The organism is Clostridia bacterium (assembly GCA_034926675.1).
Taxonomy (GTDB): domain Bacteria; phylum Bacillota; class DTU025; order DTU025; family DTU025; genus JAYFQW01.
The window spans coordinates 12,937-32,128 of the sequence record JAYFQW010000074.1 but is presented as its reverse complement, the minus strand read 5'-3'; the positions used below and the strand labels follow the sequence as shown (position 1 = coordinate 32,128).

The following is a 19,192-nucleotide window of genomic DNA, read 5'->3' as shown; positions in this document are numbered from 1 at the left end:
GATGCGATCACAGCCATCTACGAACTAGCCGGCGGCGCTCCACGGCTGATCAACCAAGCAGCGTCCAAGTGCCTTCTTTTCGGATACGCACACGAGGCTCGAGCCATCGACCCGCTAATCGTCCAAGAAGCTGCCGCAGATAACCTGCGAGTCTCCGCAGGCGCATAGAACACCACCTGCCCGGTGCCCTCGTCCCCTCAGACGGGGGCGCTCAACTCTGCCGTCAGAGTGATCACAATCTGACCGATGCCCGGCATGCTCAATGAATAGTCACGATCCGCTCACCCGTGCGCGGTCACATTGAAACCAAGCCCTTGCAGTTCCTGTGAGAACTTCATTGGACCAGTACCTCACTTCGTTGTCACTCACAGCGCGTGCGAAAAGGCGTGCGGCGGACGCGTAATCGGCGTCATGGGCAGGGTGGCATGTCTAGCAGAGTGAGTTGTAGTGGAATCTGTAACGTACTGCAAGTCCACCCAATATAATTCGATACGTATCGCGCGTCTCCTCCGACTCTTGTCAGCCGTAGTGTGATAGATATCCTGTTGGAACGCCGCGGGTTCCCATTCGGAGGAATTTATAGACTAATGTGAGAACTCGGGTGCGGGCTACAGGCCCCACTTACGCTTTGATACCTAATTGACCGACTATCATGCATATTCAGAAGGAGTTATACAATGAGCGGCAAATAGTAACACAACGGGATTGTGTACCCTCCTGTCCGTTTGATGGAAGCGTGAGGTGTGCCGCTGAATGGATCTGGCATCAGCAGCTCTGAACGAATGTAGGCGTGACAAGCGATTGCGCAGGCGGGCTCGAGCACTTGCGTGTGTGTGCAAGAGGATTCGAAACGATAGGGAGTTCCGATGCTGGAATCTCATCCCAATTGGCCGCGGCCAAGGCGCTCTGCCTATCGCTCCTCGCCATGCATTTGGCTTTGCGGTCGCTCCCGCAAAGGGGGCGCCCAGTGGAGAGATGCTCGCCCTCATTGCGATGGAGAGGCCTACGGCAGCCCGCTGCGGGACCCGGATGCGTCTCCGGGCCTTCGAATACGTCATAGCCCCCATCACACTGCCGCCTCCGGGTTCGCAGTCACATCTCTTCAGTCTTGCTGTTCCTGCTATGCTCTACTCTCAGAGTGTGGCACCCATCACGATTGCATCTGGCTTCCGCGTGGCAGCCCTTGCATGGGAATCCGGGCTGGACCAGCGTGCCGCGGCCACAAAGTCGGCTGCGACCGCTTCGTTGGCCGCCGAGGCAGTTGAACCGGTTGAGCTTGTTCAGTCGGCTTTGCCCATTGACCTCCCTGTGCCCTCGGAGGCTTCGCTGGAGACTACAACGTGGTCGCCGGAGCCAGCCGAGCCCACCGGGCGCGTGCGAAGGCGATTTCGCATCAGAGCAGGCTTCGACCTGGAAGTCCAGAGGAAGCTTGGCCAGGAAGCGGTCACGCCGGAGATAGACTGGCTCGAAAGCAACTCTGCTTCCGGGGTGCCTATCGAGTTGACGATGCCGCCTGGAGCGACTCTCTCGGAGTATGAGAAGCGACTAGCACAGGCCACAAATGAGGTGCGGTTCCTGGGCCAGATTCAGATGCCCAAGGAGCAGGTAAATATGCTGATTCAGCTCATTGCTGGCGAGTTCGCACGGTGTGAAAACCGGCGGGACTGTGCCTTTCGTCTCGCTAGAGACTACAGATGCGCAGTGACGTATGCGCTGGTGCATGTCACAGCTCAGGACTACAGCGAAGGGAAGCTTTGGGCAGCCGTCGCAGCACGGTTAGGAGTGGATATCCCTGCCGCCCGACTTCTCGCGCCAGCTCTCGAAAGCTGCAAGAAGGCATTCTCGCTAGCTTGCTGCCGGGTTGACCGGGGCCAACGCTATGTGACGCAGATGCTGTTCCAGATGGGCATACCAGACTCGTGCATGCCGGAGTTCATCGAGTATGTGTGGAAGCGTTTCGCTCGGCATGGGATCACGGATTCTCGATCGGTGGTAACGCGCTTCCGCGAGGATATCAAGAGGGAGTACTTCAGAGACCGCCAGTTGGCCGCTGAGTATGGAACGATTCAGCAGAGCGGGGCGCACTATTCGTTGACGAAACCTGTGATCGACTTCCTTATGCATGGCGGGGAGTGGGCTGAGCAGTGGGTGGCGATCACTGCGCGATTCCTCGGTGCTCCGGCAGGACTCCCCATTCTCCTGCGTGGGCGTCCACCACAACGTCTGATGCTTGCTCTTGAACAGGACAGTTCTCATCGGCGCCTTCTGAGAATGCCAGACGGAACCGGGGAAGGCTCAGGCGCTGGCACGGGCGGTTCTCTCGTCCCAGCTAAGCACTGTGGCGGCATTGGTGACTCGGTGAGCGCCAGCGCAGAACTCAGCCTTGACATCAAGCGGAGTGCTCTAGTTGTGGATGTGGGTGAGCAGAGACTCCGTGGCGACTTCGGCTCGGCCTTGGAGATGGTGCTGAAGCGTACCGGCTGCAGCGGTGATGGTGAAGAGGTCATTCAGAGAAAACAGCTCGAAGCACGCCGCATTGCAGGAGGGGCCATGGCCTTGCCCGCGGCCATGGATCTGACCACACTTGAGGGCCAACTGCGCCTCGATGTGGAATGTGGGGGCTTGGTTCTCGTGTCATGTCCGATCCCGTCAATGCTCTTGGCCGACCCTTGCATGGTTTTCTCCTCAACCGGCAGGCTTATCAAGCACGATGTGCTAGAAGGCAGCACTGTCTGGCTTCTGCTCCGGTCTGGAGCTGAAGTGTACCCAGAGCCGGCGGTCAAGATGCGGATTCCAGCTTTAGGAGTGGGAACTCATGAGCTGGCATGGATAGACCTTCAGGAGTGTCGCGACAACACGCTTCGGATAGTGTCTGGTCCAGATGAGCGGTGCTTTGGGCTGAGACCACAGATCGTCGATGACGAGGTCGCGATTTGCGGCGGAGACCGCGCGGCGGGGGTCTTCTGCGGACGTCGCCCCGTCTATTCGGGGGCCCTTCCTCGATTGCAGCTTCGTGCGGCTGAGGCTGGCGATAGCCCATCGTGGAGCATGCTGCAAGGCCTCAAGCTAGTTGTGAAAACGCTGGATGACGGCATCTCCGTGGAGCAAGTGCTTGAGCAAGGCGTCGAGGAGTCCGTTCTGTGCAATTCCACCCTAGACCTTGATGACCTCATGACGCGGCTGGGCATCTCGGACGACCGACCTCTGAAAGCGGAACTCATCTGGTCTGACCCATATGGCATGGCAAGGCAGCTTGCTCTGGCTCGTATGCCCTACCTCGTGGCAGATTTCGACGAGAAGATTCTAGTCCCGAAAACTGGTCAGGTCTTCGAATGTGAGGTTGTGTCGTCTCCTGGCTGGCTGTTGGAGCCTGACCCACCTGCTACGGTGACCGAGCGATACGAGGAGACCACATGCATCCAGTCGCCTGCAGATGCTGATGTGATTCTCGCCCGGATGGTCAGCGGCGATGAGACGCTTCCAATTGCCATTGAGCTGCCTACTGTACGTTGGCGGCTGGAGGGATCCGGCGGCGACGACCGGGGTCCGTGGAGGTCGTCTGCAGTCGATTGCTGGTTGGAGGACATCCAAAACCAGACTACTAGAGCACTCTCAGTGGTCATCGCGGCGCCAGCCGTGCGTAGCCTACAGCTGGAAGCAGGAGAGGTAGTTGCCAGCGTGTGCATTGCGGATGGGGATCGGGCCGTGTCTTTCGATCTGGGCCGGTTCGTCGAGATTATCAGGCGCGGCGGGCCGAAAGCGTCGTTGCACCTTGCACTGCTTGACTCCAGATCATCGGTGGTTGCCCGAGTTCATGTTGCGATCGTCCATACCGAATGGGTGCCCGAGTCACCTGATGGATTCATAATGGAGGGCGGAGAGCGCAAGCAGATCAGGATAGCCTGGGCCGGTGTCGCCCCCCGTAGGAGGATGAACGCGACGTTGCATGCCGCGTGGGCGCCATGGGCGCCTGCGCTGAAGGCACTTGTGGAACCTGGCAGCCATGAGTGCGCATTCGAACTAGGTACTCCGGCGCTGGCTGGTCCGTACGTGATCAGGATCGTGGATGAGGATGCCCTACTCTGGGCTCAGGCAGGCGTGAGCGGCAGTCATCCTGCCGCTGAGCTGGGCGCGGTTCCAGTATGGGTGTCAGATGATCTCCCACAGGTGCGCACGCTGGAGATCAGGCGGAAGGGCATCGAGTTGCATTGCAGTGGGTCTGTGCACCCTGCGAACGTTGGCGGGAACCTCTTCGGTATCGTAATGCGAGACCGGTGCGAGCTGGAGAAGATCCCTGTAGGGTTCAGTGCCGACGGACGGTTCGAATTCGCCGTTGATGACCTCACCCGCGATGCGAGTGTGATCGGGGTTTGTGCAGGCGGCACTGCCAACGTGTACCGCTTTGCCGCCGTTGGGCCATGCCGCCAAGCTCTCCAGTTGCTAACGAGGTCCTCGGTTGCCCAGTGGCTTAGCCGTTCCCGACAAGCCGGGGGCGGCGTGATCATCAGCGTCTCGGGTGATCGCTTCGAGTCTGCCAAACTGACATCGGAGCAGAGCAGGCGAGTTCTCGAGTCACTATCTTCTGAGACGGGGCACGTGAGGCTTTCTCTAGGCACTCCATTCTATACAGGCCGAGCTGAACTCCAGGTACTGAGTGGCTTCGAATCGGATTTCCAACTAACGCTTCAAGACATGCTTTGCAGATGTACGGATGAGAACTGTCAGTACCCGAGGGAGGTCATAACCCAGCAGGTGTGGCACTTGAACCATGCACCAAAATGCAAGGGCCTCGATCCGGTTCCGCAGCACATCCGAGTGCATCTGGGCGTAGAGTACGACCTGGAGAGATTGGTGCGCCAGCCTGGAGCGAGATTCTCAGCGAGTCTCCCTTACCTCGGGGTCGTAGCCGATAGTGCTTTCAGGCCTCTCGACTGTCAGCCAAGCCTCGCGGATTCCGAAGGGGAATTGGCTGAGGCCATGGTCCAAGCATACATCACCTTATGCACCAGTCTCGCAGAACACGCGGAGTCTGAGGAGGGGTTCGCTTGGTGAGCATGGATCCAATCAGGATGAGCAGGGAGATCGCTGAGGCCTATTTCGGGTATCTCTCCACGACGTTCGATTTCCGCGACAAGGCGCTTCGGGACCAGTTTGAGCACAAGCTCAGGGAGCCCGGCAGGCTTGTGCGCGGTCCGATCGTCCAGGCTACGCCCCCGTTCGTGAAAGCAGCCACATTACGGGATCTGGTCAGCGAGGGGATTCTCTCCTCGCTATTCACCCACGCCTCTCCCCGCAGCGTCGACCTGGATAGGCCTCTCTACAAGCACCAGGAAGAGGCCATCCGCAAGATGATATCAGGCCAGCGCAACGTTGTGGTCGCAACCGGAACCGGCAGCGGCAAGACAGAGTGTTTCATGATACCCGTGTGTAACTATCTGATGCGTGAGCACGAGGCGGGAAGGCTGACTCCAGGAGTGAGGGCGCTGCTGTTGTACCCCATGAATGCTCTGGCCAACGACCAGGTCAAGAGGCTCCGGCAGCTGTTTGAGCCCTTCCAGTTTATCTCCTTCGGGCGATATACAGGCGAGACACTGCGCGAGAAATCGAAGGCCCTGGACGCCTACCGAAACACCTTCAAGTGCACTCCTCTCCCAAACGAGCTTGTATCCAGGGAGCAAATGTGGGCGAGCCCGCCGCACGTCCTCATAACCAACTACGCCATGCTCGAGTATCTCCTGCTGCGCCCGGATGACAACGTGTTCTTCGACGGCGGTATGGTCGGTGGGTGGCGCTTCATCGTTCTTGACGAGGCGCACACATACTCCGGCGCCAAGGGCATCGAAACCGCCATGCTGCTTCGTAGGCTTAGGGATCGGGTAGCAGATGGCGAGTCGGGCCGACTTCAGTGCGTTGCCACCAGCGCTACGTTGGGCCGAGGTGTTGACGATGCCGCGGACATAATGAGGTTCGCCTCCAAGCTCTTCAGTGAGGATTTCGAGTATGACCCCGGTGATCCGCTCTGCCAGGACCTAGTCCTCGCTGAGCGGGAGGAGGTGGGAGTACACACGTCCTGGGGAAGGCCCGATCCGCGCCTCTACTCTGCCTGGCAGGGAATTGCATCTCAGCTTGATGGGGCGGACGCCGTGGCGAGACTCGCGGAAACCGCGTCCGGCAACGGCGTGCCAGGGGAAACGATCGGGAAGGCGCTAATCAAATGGGGCTCATCGGTCGAGGGTTTCCTGCATGACGTTCTCTCCGGTGATGGCAATCTCATTCGGGTACAGCAACTGCTTTCCGATACTCCGCGTGACGTCGCGGAGCTTGCGGAGGAGCTATTCGGCGGCGCTTTACCGACCGTGGATGCCGGGAAAGCCGCGGTAGCCCTCATCAGCTTAGCGGTCAGGGCCAAGCCAGCTGGAGACAGCGGTCCGCTGCTGCCTGCCAAGTACCATCTCATGATAAGGGCCCTGAACGGCGGCTACGTGTCGTTCGCACCCGAGCCTGCTATCCATCTGGATCGGGTTGAGAGCGTGCCGTGCGGTAACGGGAGCGCTGTGGCGTTCGATGCAGGGTTGTGCCGGAACTGCGGCACAACGTACATCATCACTAGGGAGAAGGATGAAGCGCTGGAGAAACCTGCTGCAAACGGGCCTCACAGCAACGCCAAGGTGAGATACTATGCGGTCCCAGATCCTGCGCTCGCCACAGGCTGCACAGACGATGAGGACAATCAGGATGATCCGACAGAGGACGAGATCGATGTGGAGACATACGAGTTGTGCCCCATCTGTGGCGCAATCGGGATCGAGGGTGCGCTTGTCCCGCTGTGTAGGTGCGGTGCCAACAGAGTGAGGCTAATTGACGCAAAAGCCAGAAATCGGCAGGTGAACCGTTGCCCAGTGTGTGGAGCGCGTGACAACTTGCTCGGGGTAGTGCGGAGGATATCGGTGGGGGCGGATGCGGCGGCCAGTGTCATTGCTACCGCTGCATATCGGGAACTGAACCGTAATCAGGGAAATGTCGAGTCTCCGGGCACTTCCATTGTCTCCGGCGAGCCCGGTGTGGAGTACGACGAAAGCGGGTGGGCCGTTGCGAAATCCACTGATAACGCCGATTCTGCAGATCCTCACAAACTTCTGGTCTTTTCTGATAGTCGGCAGGACGCGGCCTACTTCGCCCCATACATGCAGAGCAGCTATGAGCGCATTCTGAGGCGTAATATCGTTCTTGATGCCGCGAGGGAGGTAATCTCGGAATCCGAAGGATGCTCGGTGCTGACTGTAGATCTTTGGAGGCAGGTCGAGAAGAGACTGTCGACGGAGGCTGCCAGCGGTCGCACTTCTGCTGCAATCCGAGAGGAGGCACAGAAGTGGGTGCTTCAGGAGTTCATGGGTCGCGATCGTCACGGTCTGGAGAGGATGGGCTTGCTCGGGTTCAAGCTCGATAAGCCGGGCAATTGGAGCCCATCTCCGTACTACCTGCTGCAGTGGCGACTGACGCCAGAAGAGGTATGGGATCTTTATGGAGTCATGCTCGACACACTCAGGCTTAATGGTGCCATGAAGTTTCCTAAGGGCGTGAATCCGAGGGATCCGATTTTCGAGCCACGCAACTTCGAGGTGTCTGTGAGACTATTGGGTCCTGATCGGCTTGCACACATCATTGCGTGGAGGCCGGGCCGTCCGTCAACCCGAAACAGCAGGTCCGACTATCTTGTGAGGCTGGCTCAAAGGATAGAACTGGAGAGAGATCACGGAGAAGCGGCCTTGGAACTGCTCGAGGGCACGTGGAACAGAGATCTCCTAATGGGCTGGCCGAACGGTGTATGGCAAGGCTACCTCGATAGTATCAGCGATCGCCGTAACGGCCCTACATACCAATTGGACCCTGCGAGATGGGGAGTCCTTGCTCACGGCACGCGGTGCACGCCGCAGTGGTACGCGTGTGACACGTGCGGACGCATAACACTGCACAATGTGCGTGGCGTGTGCCCCCAGTACAGGTGCACGGGTATGCTAGCTCCAGCTGATGTCTCGAAGTCCCTTGAGTCCAACCACTACGTTCGGCTTTACGTGGAACGCGATTTCCCGTGGGAGATGCGGGCTGAAGAGCACACTGCCCAGCTCAAACCCGAGGCGGCGGCACAGTTCCAGACCGATTTCCAGGAAGGCCGCATCAACATTCTCAGCTGTTCCACTACGTTTGAGCTCGGCGTAGACCTTGGAGATCTCGAGACTGTGCTGATGAAGAACGTTCCGCCTTCTGCTGCAAACTACGTACAGCGTGCAGGGAGAGCAGGCCGAAGAGCGGGAGTCGCAGCCATGGTGGTCACATACGCACAGGACAGGCCCCACGATGCTTTCCACTACAGGGAACCCGACGGGATGATCAGAGGGCACATCAGACCGCCCCACTTCGAGCTCGACAATAGGAAGATAGTACTGCGGCATGTATATGCCACTGCTCTGGCCGACTTCTGGCGGTCCCACGAGGAGTACTGGCACACTGTTCAGGACTTCTTCCTCAACAGCAAGGGCTCCGGAACGAGGCTCCTCAAAGAGCACTTGGGTTCAAGGCCAGAGGGCCTGAAGAGGAGCCTCATGCGTACGGTCCCGGGGAATCTCCTAGATCCCCTGGGTATCGATTCGTGGGCATGGGTAGATGGGTTTCTCGCGTCCAGCGACTCTGACGCTCCAGGGGTTCTGGCTCTTGCTAGTGAGGAAGTCAACAATGATATCGAAGTCTTGACAGAGCGATACACAGAGCTTGCTGCGAAGTTCGCGGACACGAGAGACCCTGTGAGGCTCATGAAGACAATAAGAGAGCGCTATCTCATTAACTACCTGGCCAGCCGAAACGTCCTGCCCAGGTATGGTTTCCCCGTCGACATCGTGAACTTGGATCTGAGCCTGAACTCGTACTCAGACCGAACAGTTGAGCTCCAACGAGATCTCAGGCTTGCGATATCCGAGTACGCTCCAGATGGTCAGGTCGTGGCGGGGGGCAAGGTATGGACAAGCCGCTATCTGAAGCGTGTGCCTCAGCGGGAGTGGATGCGCTACTTCTACAGTGAGTGTCGAGAGTGCGGAAACTACGTGACCAAGTTGGCCCTGGATGACAGCAAGACTCAGCTGTGTGACACCTGCGGAGCAGAAGTCACCTGCTCAAAGGCGTTCGTGGTTCCGGAGTTTGGCTTCATCGCGGATGTGGGGGAGCCTGCAGAGCCAGGTGAGCAGAGGCCAGAGCGGACCCATGCCACCAGGGTCTTCTTCTCTCGCATCGAGGGTGACGATACAGCATCAGAACTGCAGCTATCGGATACGTTGGTCAAAGTGAGCACTTCAAAGGCAGGGAGGCTCGCCGTGATAAATGAAGCGTTCGGGCAGGGGTTCTCCATATGCAGGTGGTGTGGGTACGCCATGGTGGGCTACGTCAAGAAAGGCACGGCCTCCCACCTAGACCCGTACGGTCGCGAGTGCAAGGGGAGCTTCACCCACGCGTCGCTAGGTTACGAGTTCATGACCGACATAGCCAGGCTGGCGTTCGAACCATGCGGTAACCAGAATCAGGGGTTCTGGTACTCACTGCTTTACGCATTGATCGAAGGAGCCTGCATGGCTCTGGGTATCGAGAGGAACGAGATCGACGGATGTCTCCAGTGGGGCGGTCCTACGGGCAACTCGACCAGGCTTGTCCTGTTCGATACCGTCCCCGGTGGTGCAGGGTATGTCCATAGGCTTGCGGATCCTAGCGCACTCCGCGAATCGATGACAGCCTCCCTCAGGAGACTGAGCTCTTGCACATGTGGTGGGGAGACCGCGAATGGAAGCTGCTACGGCTGCCTGCGCGACTACGGGAACCAGTTTTGCCACGACATGCTGAATCGAGGTGCTGTCATTGAGTTCCTGAAGCACGCGGGCATTCGCGTGTGAATGCGAGCATGCTAAAGCAGACGGACACAGGGCAGGAGACTTCCTTAGTGATGCGCCTGCAGAAAACCCACATGTGTTGGCAGCTACGGAGATGGCTCGCCTTGGTATCCGAAAGGGGATTTTGACATGCGTACGAAGTTGAAGGTGGCCACCTTGGTGTCGTTTCTGGCGGCTCTGACTATCATCTCCGTGCCGAGCGTGTCTCTTGCCGCTCCACTTATCGCGACCATGAAGGATGGTACATATTCTGTGTTCGACATCCCGGTGGACGAGTCGCAGGTGAAGACGGTGATCTTTGGATCTGGCGGAAGGAAGGGCTGGCCGAGGGCGGGGTAGTGGCCATCGTGAACGGTGAGAGGCTGTCACGCCACGATTTCATGGGCCGGCTCGAGGAGAACTCCGGCAGTCAGATTCTTAACCAGATGATCGACGAGATGCTCATCCAGCAGGCGGCCAAGAAGGCGAAGGTCAGCGTCAAGCCTGAAGAGATGGACGCAGAAATCCAGAAGCTCAGGAAGGAGATCGGTCCAAGCTTCGATGCCATGCTCGCGCAGTATGAGATGACAGAGGCTGCCCTCAGCAAGAACCTCGCCATGAGCCTCGTCGTCTTTAGACTCTCAACCAAGAATGTCGCCGTCATCGAAGAAGAGATGCAGAAGTACTTCAGCGAGCACAAGTCTGACTACGACGAGCCGGAGCAGGTGAAGGCAAGCCACATTCTGGTCGAGACTGAAACCGAAGCGAAGGAGATCCAGAAGAGGCTTGCCGCTGGCGAGGATTTCGCTTCGATAGCGACCGAGAAGTCGCTCGATCCTGGATCAGCTGCTGAAGGTGGAGACCTCGGCTTCTTCCCTCGCGGCAGGATGATCGCGGAGTTCGAGAAGGCCGCTTTTTCCATGGCTCCTGGACAGACAAGCAACCCAGTGAAGAGCGAGTTTGGCTATCACATAATCCGAGTCACCGACTGCAAGGCGGTTCACGAGGCCACCTTCGAAGAGGTCAAGGATGATGTGGAACGCCAGATAAAGGGCAAGCAGGCTAAGAGTCCTCAACAGGTATCGCAGGAGCTTCGCATGAGCGGCAACGTCACCGCGACCGACCCCAGATATGCAGACTGTGTCTGCACGCCGTTCTAGTAGGCGAGGAGCTTCTGGGCCTGCCAAGCATGTGGCTGGATGCTACAGGATCGAGTCCTACCCGGACAACCATGTCTGGGCAGCCAAGAAGAGGCTCTCCAGCAAGCTACGTCTGACTGGCACTATGCTGCTCCCAACAAGTCTGGAGGGGGATAGCCCGCCGCACTGGATGCCCTAGCAGGCAGGTCGGTACGTGTCATCCGTCATATGCGTGGGCGCCGCATCATTGCAGGCCATGAATGGGTCCACGATAAGGAGATGAGATGACGGTGCAACCCTTGCCACAGTCTTCCATGCCGAACACCACAGCTCCGTATGGAATGCCCATGGCGTCGGCTTCATCGAGCAGTTTGATGGCGCTATCGGGCTTGGTTCTGGACGTGACGTTATCTGGTACATGCGCCTTGTGGCAACGCTCTGGATCGTCAGTTCCATCACGCGCCTACGCGGTTGGCCTCGACAGATGCTCAACTCGACGAGCACCGAAAGCCTGCTCATCCCGGTTCGTATTCGTGAGCAGCTCCTGAAGCTGCTGGGACGACGTGTCAGGTATGCCCGGGCAAGTCTTTCGGCGGGCACGTCGGACAGCAACCTGACGATGTGGAGCTCAAGCGACCACATGCTCTTTTCCCGCGCGAAGAGCCCGAAGCCCGGCTCCATAGCCTTGTAGATATCGCATATGGGTTAAGGAGTAACTTTGGCAAACACGGGGAGTTCACCTCCACCCCATCGGTACACCGTCTAGCTGAGCTTTTGCCCAGAGGCAGCAGAGCAGTATCGACGGACCTGCACGGAATACGCGAAACGCGCACGGGGTTGATGGGGAAGACTGCACGGCCTCGATTGTCCGGTGAGGAACAGCCCGCCTTACTCGACGAACACCGCCGAGTACCAGTTTTGCTCCTGGTTCTCGTCCTTAAGGGTCTCAATTGGAAGGCCGAACTTCCGTACGGTCTTGAAAACGTCGATGCCAACGCTGTGGAAGGCTGGCCTCGCCTTCTTCAGGTTTGCACATGGCTTTCCCATGTGGCCCAGGCACTCGCTGCAGATGGCGCAGTCGCTTAGGGAGAACGCGAAGTAGCAGCCCCTGAGGAAGGCCTCTCTCTCCAGGGCGAACGACACTTCCTGGGAGACCTTCTTCCGCGTGGAATGGATGATGATTCCCCACGAGTAACGCCTGAGGATCTGCTCATACTCCCACGGCCTGAGCGAACCCGGCCTCGAAGGGCAGGTGTGGCCGTATCCCCAGTCTGAACAGCCGAAGGCGCACTTGAGAATCGTGCGTGGATCGAAAACGATGTCATCGATCTCAAATCGGACGGCGTGGTCCGCCCCCAGCTCAATCGCACGATCAGTGAAGAGCGACGAATCCATGGCAATACCTCCAGTAGTCAGGCGATGCTGCAGTGCCGATTCTGCCGCGCCATGGCTTCATGATAGCACACGCATGCTGGGTTGGTTCGGGGAGTGTCGATGAATCCAACCCCATACTGAGCGACGCTCAGTGCCGATGGATTGGGGGTAGAGCCTTCTCTACGCTCAATCCGCTTGCAGAGGAAGCCTGAACCACTCTTGGAACCGGCCGTCCTCGTCGACCTGTGACAGGACTAGCCATGCAGCAGGGAAGGAAATCGTGTACGCCTCATCATCCAGGCCGGAGAGGGCTTCTGACGGGCTGACCGGAAGGTGATCCAACAGCCTTAGGTGAAGAATCGAATCCTGCCACGAACGTGCCGGGAGCACGCCGGAGCCTTCAAAAGCACTGGCTATCGAAACATACAGGGATCGGAGGGCCGCGTTCTTCCGTATACGCATGAAAAGGCAGAACCCGAACAGTGCGTGGGGGCTATCTGGCCAGAAGCTGAACAGCCCTCTCCCTTGGATGTGCACCGAGGGATTGGGCATGGATGCCATACGCTCAACGAGATCATCGGGGCGCGCCTCTCCCTCGAGATAGGCGACTGTCACGTGGGGACTGTCCACTGGGACGCCGCCCATTCGTTGTTCCAACGCCTCGACTGTGACTCTGAACGACTCGGGGATTCCGCTTGGAAACAGCATAACGTACCAGTCAGCCACCAACGTCACTCCCGATCCATTTCGCAGTGGTATTCCAGGCGCATCGTGTCCAACTGCTATCGGGCAGACCTCACCACTTTCACATCATGATCCTACCATCTTTAGATGCCTGCCGCCAACATGTGGTGGCGCGGGCGGGGAGGCGGGTGCGTCCTCGATTCTCATCGTATTGAGCATGGAGCAGGGGCGGGCAATCGTCTGCCCGCCCCTCTCTGCCAAGCCCATGTGCTGTGCCGCACTCCGGTCGTGCTGGTCACACCCTGCCGTGCCGGCCGCTCCCTGCCGTGCTGGTCACACCCTGCCGTGCCTCGCCGTGCTTACTGCACTTCGCGGTGCTGTGCCGCACTCAGCCGTGCTGGTCATACTTCGCTGCGCCAGTTGCTACTTGCCGTGCCGATCATGCTTGCCGTGGTCAGCGTTGGTGTCGCGGGGCGTCATGGTGCCGCAGCGGGTCTGGGCGGAGTTGCTCGCACGCGAGCCGGGCGCGCTGGGCTGGGATTTTGGGGTTCCTACGCTGCCCGCTTTGGCGCCCGGCTCCACGGCGAATTCCATCTGGGTTGACTGAACGAGATCCCTGGTTCCTCCGGCGTCGGTATTGGGCTGCACCCAGATGGAGTCGGCGTGGCACACCTGCCCTACGCCCCAGTACTTGCAGCTATCGATGGAACACTTGACATCAGGCATATTGTCACCTTCCTTGCTTGAGTGATCGGTGGTAGTATGCGCAAATCGCCGATTATCTCGCAGGCTCGATCGTGCGGATCATGCAGATTGCTGGAAGACGGTGCGTCACGTGCTGTAGGCATCATGTCTTTGCAGAACAGTCATCCGCCTGAAGGAATACCTTCAGGCACTGGTGCGAATGCCTGAAAGTACACCATGGAGTTGCCGATATCTGCAGAAGGGCAACTAGGTGGAGGTGCATTGGATGAGACTAGGAATCCGCGCCAAGCTTACGGGGTCATATATTGTAGCATTCGCGCTCATACTTGCAGTGGGGGTTTTTGGCATATGGGCTCAGAGACGCATCACGAGTCAGCACATGAACCTGATCCAGAGGAGTTTGCCTGTCACTGCCCTCATCAACAAGATGAAAGGGCTGATTCTGGAGAAGGGCCTGAACCTGCGGGCCGTCCTGCTCTATGGCGACCAATCCTACGCCGCGCGATTCCGTGATGGAGACAAGGCCATCACTGATGTGGAAGCGGCAATCAAGGAGTTGAGCAAAGCCGAGGAATCCAAACAGCGCCTTGCTCAGATCATGCAGACGAACGCCGAGTACAATGCAATGGCGGAGAAGGTGTTCGCGCTGGCGAGCGAGGGCAAGAGAGAAGACGCCATCAACCTTGCGGGAGCCGAAGGCCGTCGATTGCTCGGTTCGCTAGACGAGACAATCACCAAGTGGCAGCAGTTCATCGAGACGGCGAACGCACAGTGGCTGGCAGATGCTCAGCGCACCGGTTGGCAGTCGTACGTCATCACGATCGCTGCAATAGCGGTGGCTGCATGTCTTGTGTTTATCATGAGCGCGATGCAGTCTCGTTCGATAGCTCTTCCAATTGAGAAACTCAGAGCGGTCACAGAGGCAGTAGCGGCGGGCGACCTGACCGTCACTCCTCCTACAGTTAACACTAGAGACGAAATTGCTGATCTGACCGAATCCATTAAGAAAATGGTGCAGAACCTCACTGCCTTGCTCCACGACCTCATGCAGGAGACTGAGCATGTGGCCAGTGCCAGCGAGGAACTCTCCGCCTCTTCGTCGGAGTCCGCCAAGGCTGTAGAGCAGATATCCGAGACGATTCAGCAGATGGCAGGCGGTGCAGAGCAACAAAGTGCTGGCGCTGCCCAGAGTGCCGCGGCGGCAGCTCAACTCAAGGCCGGGATCGACGGAATCGCGCATGGCGCTGAGGTGCAGACTGAGCGCGTGCACGTGACTTCCCAGTCCACCGCACAGATGGGCGAGGAACTGGCTAGTGTGAGCGGGTTCCTAGCACAAATGGGGGAATCGATGAACCAGACGGTAGAGGCTGCACAGCAGGGAGATAAGGCCGTCGACAAAGTGGCTGAGGGTATGTCGAAGATAACGACTGCATCAGGCGACGTAGTCGAGGCTGCATCTCGCTTGGACAAGAGTTCGAAGCAGATCGGACAGGTCGTGCAGGTCATCGGCGATATAGCTGATCAGACCAACTTGCTTGCGCTAAACGCGGCGATCGAAGCAGCCCGTGCAGGGGAACAGGGCAGGGGCTTTGCTGTAGTGGCCGATGAGGTCCGCAAACTAGCCGAGAAGTCACTTCAGGAGACGAAGCTCATCTCGCGGCTCATCGAGGAGACCATGGCTGATACGGTGAGGCTGACTTCGGCGATTGGAACCACGGGTCAGTTGATCCATGAAAGCACGCCGATGGTGACCGCGTCCACCGAGTCTCTGCAGGAGATACGCAAACGGGCGATGGAGAGCCTCAAGCTTGTTGAGTCAGTAGTCCAGTCTGGACGGGCTCTACTGAAAGACAATGATCGAGTGAAGGAGGCCATGGGTCAGGTCGTTACTGTGGCGGACGAGAACGCGGCAGCAGCAGAGCAGATGGCTGCCAGCGTCAGCGAGGTCCAGAAGTCAGTGGAGAGCGTCGCCGCAGTATCGGAGGAGAACGCGGCGGCAGTCCAGGAGGTGTCGGCCTCATCGGAGGAGGTTAGCGCATCAATAGAGGAGATGTCGGCGTCCTCCATGTCCCTTGCGGAGATGGCGCAGCGCCTGTCCCAGCTTGCAGCCAGGTTCAAGGTGGGGAGAGGATGATCAAACCGATGCCGAGGAACTGCTGATTCGCGGTGATTCACCTCCATGTTCGGCGTTTTCGGCGGCTCGGCGCGGCTTCCTGTGGCGAAGCCTCCGAGCCGCCGCGACTGGGATTGCCATTCGCCAGCTGCGCTATTGGCCGGGCTGCTTGCTGCGTTTGACGGCCAGCGGTCCGAATGCCTGACTGACCGGCATGAGCTCGATATTGTTGATGTTTACGTGAGCAGGGCGAGTAACGCACCAGAGAACTGCATCGGCGACGTCCTCGGCTGTCATTGGCTTCATTCCGGCATAGACCTGCGCGGCCTTCTCGAAATCCCCATGGAACCGCACTGCGGAGAATTCGGTTTCGGCCATGCCTGGCTCGATATTGGTCACACGAATCCCGGCGCCAAGAAGATCCGCTCGAAGGTTGAGGGAGAACTGCCTCACGAAGGCCTTGGTCGCCCCATAAACGTTTCCGCCAGGATATGGGTATGTTCCTGCTATGGATCCCATGTTTACGATGTGCCCGCGGTCCCGCGCGACCATGCCAGGGAGAAGCGCCCGTGTGCAGTAGATCAGGCCCTTGCAGTTGGTGTCGACCATCGTGTCCCAGTCGTCCAGTAGAGCCCTTTGCGCAGGCTCCAGGCCAAGCGCCAGCCCGGCGCTGTTGACCAGCACCGTGACTGCTGCGAACTCATCTGGAAGCGAAGATACGGCCTGTTCTACACTGGCGCGGTCGCGCACATCCAGTTCCAGGCGGCAAACCCCGTCGCCTAGCTCGCGCTTCAGAGCATCGAGCCTATCTGCACGCCTGCCTGCCGCGACGATGCGCGCGCCGTGCAGCGCGAACAGCTTGGCGCAGGCTAGTCCGAATCCGGATGTGGCGCCAGTGATGAACACAACCTCCTGCGAGAGATCGTTCATGCAATCGTTCATTGTGGACCTCCAACCCTCGATCAGTGATTATGCGCTGCCACCATTATAGCCGATTCCAGTCGTAAGGTCGCGAACGAACTCATCATCCCGCTCATCATCGAAATGGAAGCTCCGTTCATGCCCGGCGCACGCCGAAACCTACGAATTTGTTCGAAGACTGGTCCTCCGGCATAAACTTCGAGCTCCACTGCGCCGATGAATGTAATGTCACGATTCTCAGGAGGTGCAGTTTACTTGAAGCTGAAGATTCGCGCCAAACTCATTGGATGTTTCGCAATAGTGTTCGTTCTGGCGACTGCAGTTGGAGCCGCTGGAATCTGGTCCAACAGGATGACCTCAGAGCAGTACATGAGTATGATCGCGAAGAGCATGCCGCTGGAGATGCAGATCGACATACTCCGCGGACAGATGTTGGAAAGAGGATTGGCGGTTCGGGATTACATGATCACCAGGGATGACTCGGTCATCTCGAAATACGACAAGCTTAGTGAGGGCATCCGGGCCACTCTGAAGGGAATGGACGATTTCGGGCTGTACGACGAATCGTTACGTTGTCGCAGCGAAATCATGAGTACGGATGAGGCATACAATGCGGCTGCAGAGAAGATGTTCTCACTTGTTACGGCAGGGAAAGCAGAGGAAGGCATCGCCGGCATGCTGAAGGAAGGACACTTGACCCTCACGACTCTCGACAAGACGATTGCGAACTGGTTGGAGTACATCAGGGGTTTCAACCAGGAATGGCTTGCGGACGCCAGAAAGGACACGGCTATCGGAACCGTCGTGATCGTGATATGCCTTGCGGTGGCGTTGGTAGCCATTGTGGCAATGACCGTCATCCTTTCGCGCGGCATCGCGGTTCCCGTCGAGAAGATGCGTTTTGTGGCCGAGGCGGTGGCAGCTGGAGATCTCACCATCTCTCCTCCCTCAATCAAGACCCGCGACGAAATGGAAGACCTGAGCGATTCTATCATGAAGATGGTGCAGAACCTCACTGCCTTGTTGCGTGACGTAAGGCTGGAGGCAGAGCATGTCGCAGCAGCCAGTGAGGAGCTGTCTGCGTCGTCATCTGAGTCGGCTAAGGCCGTGGAGCAGATATCTGCGACCATCCAGCAGATGGCGGGCGGGGCTGAGCAGCAGAGCGCCAGTGCGACCGAGAGTGCTGCGGCGACAGCGGAACTCAGGGTAGGAGTTGAACAGGTCGCAAAAGGCGCGGGCGTGCAGACCGAGCGGGTGAGGGTCGCCTCCGGACTGGCTGAGCAGATGGGCGAGGAGCTGGCTACGGTGAGCGGGTTCCTGACTCGAATGGGAGAGTCGATGAACCAGACGGTCGAGGCAGCGCAGCAAGGGGACAAGGCAGTGGATCAGGTCGCGCAGAGCATGTCGAAGATCAAGGCAGCGTCTGACGAGGTAGTAGAGGCAGCATCTGGCCTCGACAAGAGCTCGAAGCAGATCGGGCAGGTGGTTGAGGTGATCGGCGACATAGCCGACCAGACCAACCTGCTTGCACTAAATGCCGCAATAGAAGCTGCACGCGCAGGCGAGCAGGGAAGGGGCTTCGCAGTTGTCGCAGACGAGGTGCGCAAGCTCGCCGAGAGGTCGCTTCAGGAGACCAAGCTCATTGCCCAGCTAATCGAGCAGACAATGGCTGATACGATGAGGGTCACTTCGGCGATCGGGGTCACGGGCCAGCTCATTCAGGAGAGCGGGCCGATGGTGGCGGCATCCACCGATTCCCTGGGACAGATACGTGACCGGGCCGTGGAGAGCCTGAAGTGTGTTGAATCGGTGGTTACGTCTGGGCATTCCCTTTCGCAGGGCAATGGGAAGGTGAAGGAAGCCATGAGCCAGGTAGTAGCGGTGACTGACGAGAACTCAGCGGCAGCCGAGCAGATGGCTGCCAGCGTTGGCGAGGTCCAGAAATCCGTGGAGAGTGTTGCTGCAGTGTCGGAGGAAAACGCGGCTGCAGTTGAGGAAGTATCGGCTTCTTCAGAGGAAGTCAGTGCATCCATAGAGGAGATGTCGGCGTCGTCTGCGGCCCTTGCGGAGATGGCCCAGCGCATGCTGGCTCTGGCAGCGAGGTTCAAAGTGGCGCAGTAGCGAGCAGCAGTGAGGAGACCATTAGGACCATGTGGTGCGACTCGGTCTGGCCTTGCACAGGGCCGCCGGACCGAGTCGCACCATTTCCCACAAGCGCCTTGGCACTGTGATTCCCCCTTCGTGATGAAGATCTGGAATGAAGCAATAGATGCCTTCGCCAATGCGCGTCTAGTGTCCTCCATACAGATATAGAGGTTATTCGAGGTGAGGACTGCCGGGCGCAGCCA

General features: G+C 58.5%; 10 protein-coding genes. 6 read left to right on the top strand and 4 right to left on the bottom strand.

Annotation, left to right across the window (positions count from 1 at the left end):
• The first annotated feature begins 753 nt into the window (after positions 1-753).
• The 4 genes from VB144_14435 (at position 754) to VB144_14420 (ending at position 11,068) form a co-directional block, all read left to right on the top strand.
• Complete coding sequence (locus VB144_14435; GenBank protein ID MEA4884826.1) at positions 754-5,052, top strand: hypothetical protein; 4,299 nt, start codon at positions 754-756, stop codon at positions 5,050-5,052.
• Between the two features lie 2 nt (positions 5,053-5,054).
• Positions 5,055-9,932: a DEAD/DEAH box helicase gene (locus VB144_14430; protein ID MEA4884825.1), complete on the top strand. Its 4,878-nt coding sequence runs from the start codon at positions 5,055-5,057 to the stop codon at positions 9,930-9,932.
• Positions 9,933-10,058: 126 nt separating this feature from the next.
• The gene (locus VB144_14425) at positions 10,059-10,268 is read left to right on the top strand and encodes a hypothetical protein (protein ID MEA4884824.1); all 210 of its coding nucleotides are present in this window, start codon (positions 10,059-10,061) and stop codon (positions 10,266-10,268) included.
• Positions 10,268-11,068: a peptidylprolyl isomerase gene (locus VB144_14420; protein MEA4884823.1), complete on the top strand. Its 801-nt coding sequence runs from the start codon at positions 10,268-10,270 to the stop codon at positions 11,066-11,068. The genes VB144_14425 and VB144_14420 overlap by 1 nt, the downstream gene beginning before the upstream one ends.
• An 867-nt stretch (positions 11,069-11,935) precedes the next feature.
• Here the strand turns inward: VB144_14420 and VB144_14415 are convergent.
• From VB144_14415 to VB144_14405, 3 genes are all read right to left on the bottom strand, one after another.
• On the bottom strand, positions 11,936-12,442 hold the full coding sequence (locus tag VB144_14415; protein ID MEA4884822.1) for a DUF2284 domain-containing protein: 507 nt from the start codon (positions 12,440-12,442) through the stop codon (positions 11,936-11,938).
• 165 nt (positions 12,443-12,607) lie between these two features.
• On the bottom strand, positions 12,608-13,147 hold the full coding sequence (locus VB144_14410; protein ID MEA4884821.1) for a hypothetical protein: 540 nt from the start codon (positions 13,145-13,147) through the stop codon (positions 12,608-12,610).
• 381 nt (positions 13,148-13,528) lie between these two features.
• The gene (locus VB144_14405) at positions 13,529-13,831 is read right to left on the bottom strand and encodes a DUF1540 domain-containing protein (protein MEA4884820.1); all 303 of its coding nucleotides are present in this window, start codon (positions 13,829-13,831) and stop codon (positions 13,529-13,531) included.
• Positions 13,832-14,075: 244 nt separating this feature from the next.
• On the opposite strand from VB144_14405, the gene VB144_14400 reads away from it, so the two are divergent.
• Positions 14,076-15,944 carry a methyl-accepting chemotaxis protein gene (locus VB144_14400; protein ID MEA4884819.1) on the top strand — a complete coding sequence of 623 codons (1,869 nt, stop codon included), beginning with the start codon at positions 14,076-14,078 and terminating at the stop codon, positions 15,942-15,944.
• A gap of 132 nt (positions 15,945-16,076) precedes the next feature.
• Here the strand turns inward: VB144_14400 and VB144_14395 are convergent, their stop codons facing one another.
• Complete coding sequence (locus VB144_14395; protein MEA4884818.1) at positions 16,077-16,865, bottom strand: SDR family oxidoreductase; 789 nt, start codon at positions 16,863-16,865, stop codon at positions 16,077-16,079.
• Positions 16,866-17,099: 234 nt separating this feature from the next.
• On the opposite strand from VB144_14395, the gene VB144_14390 reads away from it, so the two are divergent.
• Entirely contained in the window at positions 17,100-18,965 is a 1,866-nt protein-coding gene (locus VB144_14390) for a methyl-accepting chemotaxis protein (protein MEA4884817.1), read from the top strand.
• The last annotated feature ends 227 nt before the right edge of the window (positions 18,966-19,192 follow it).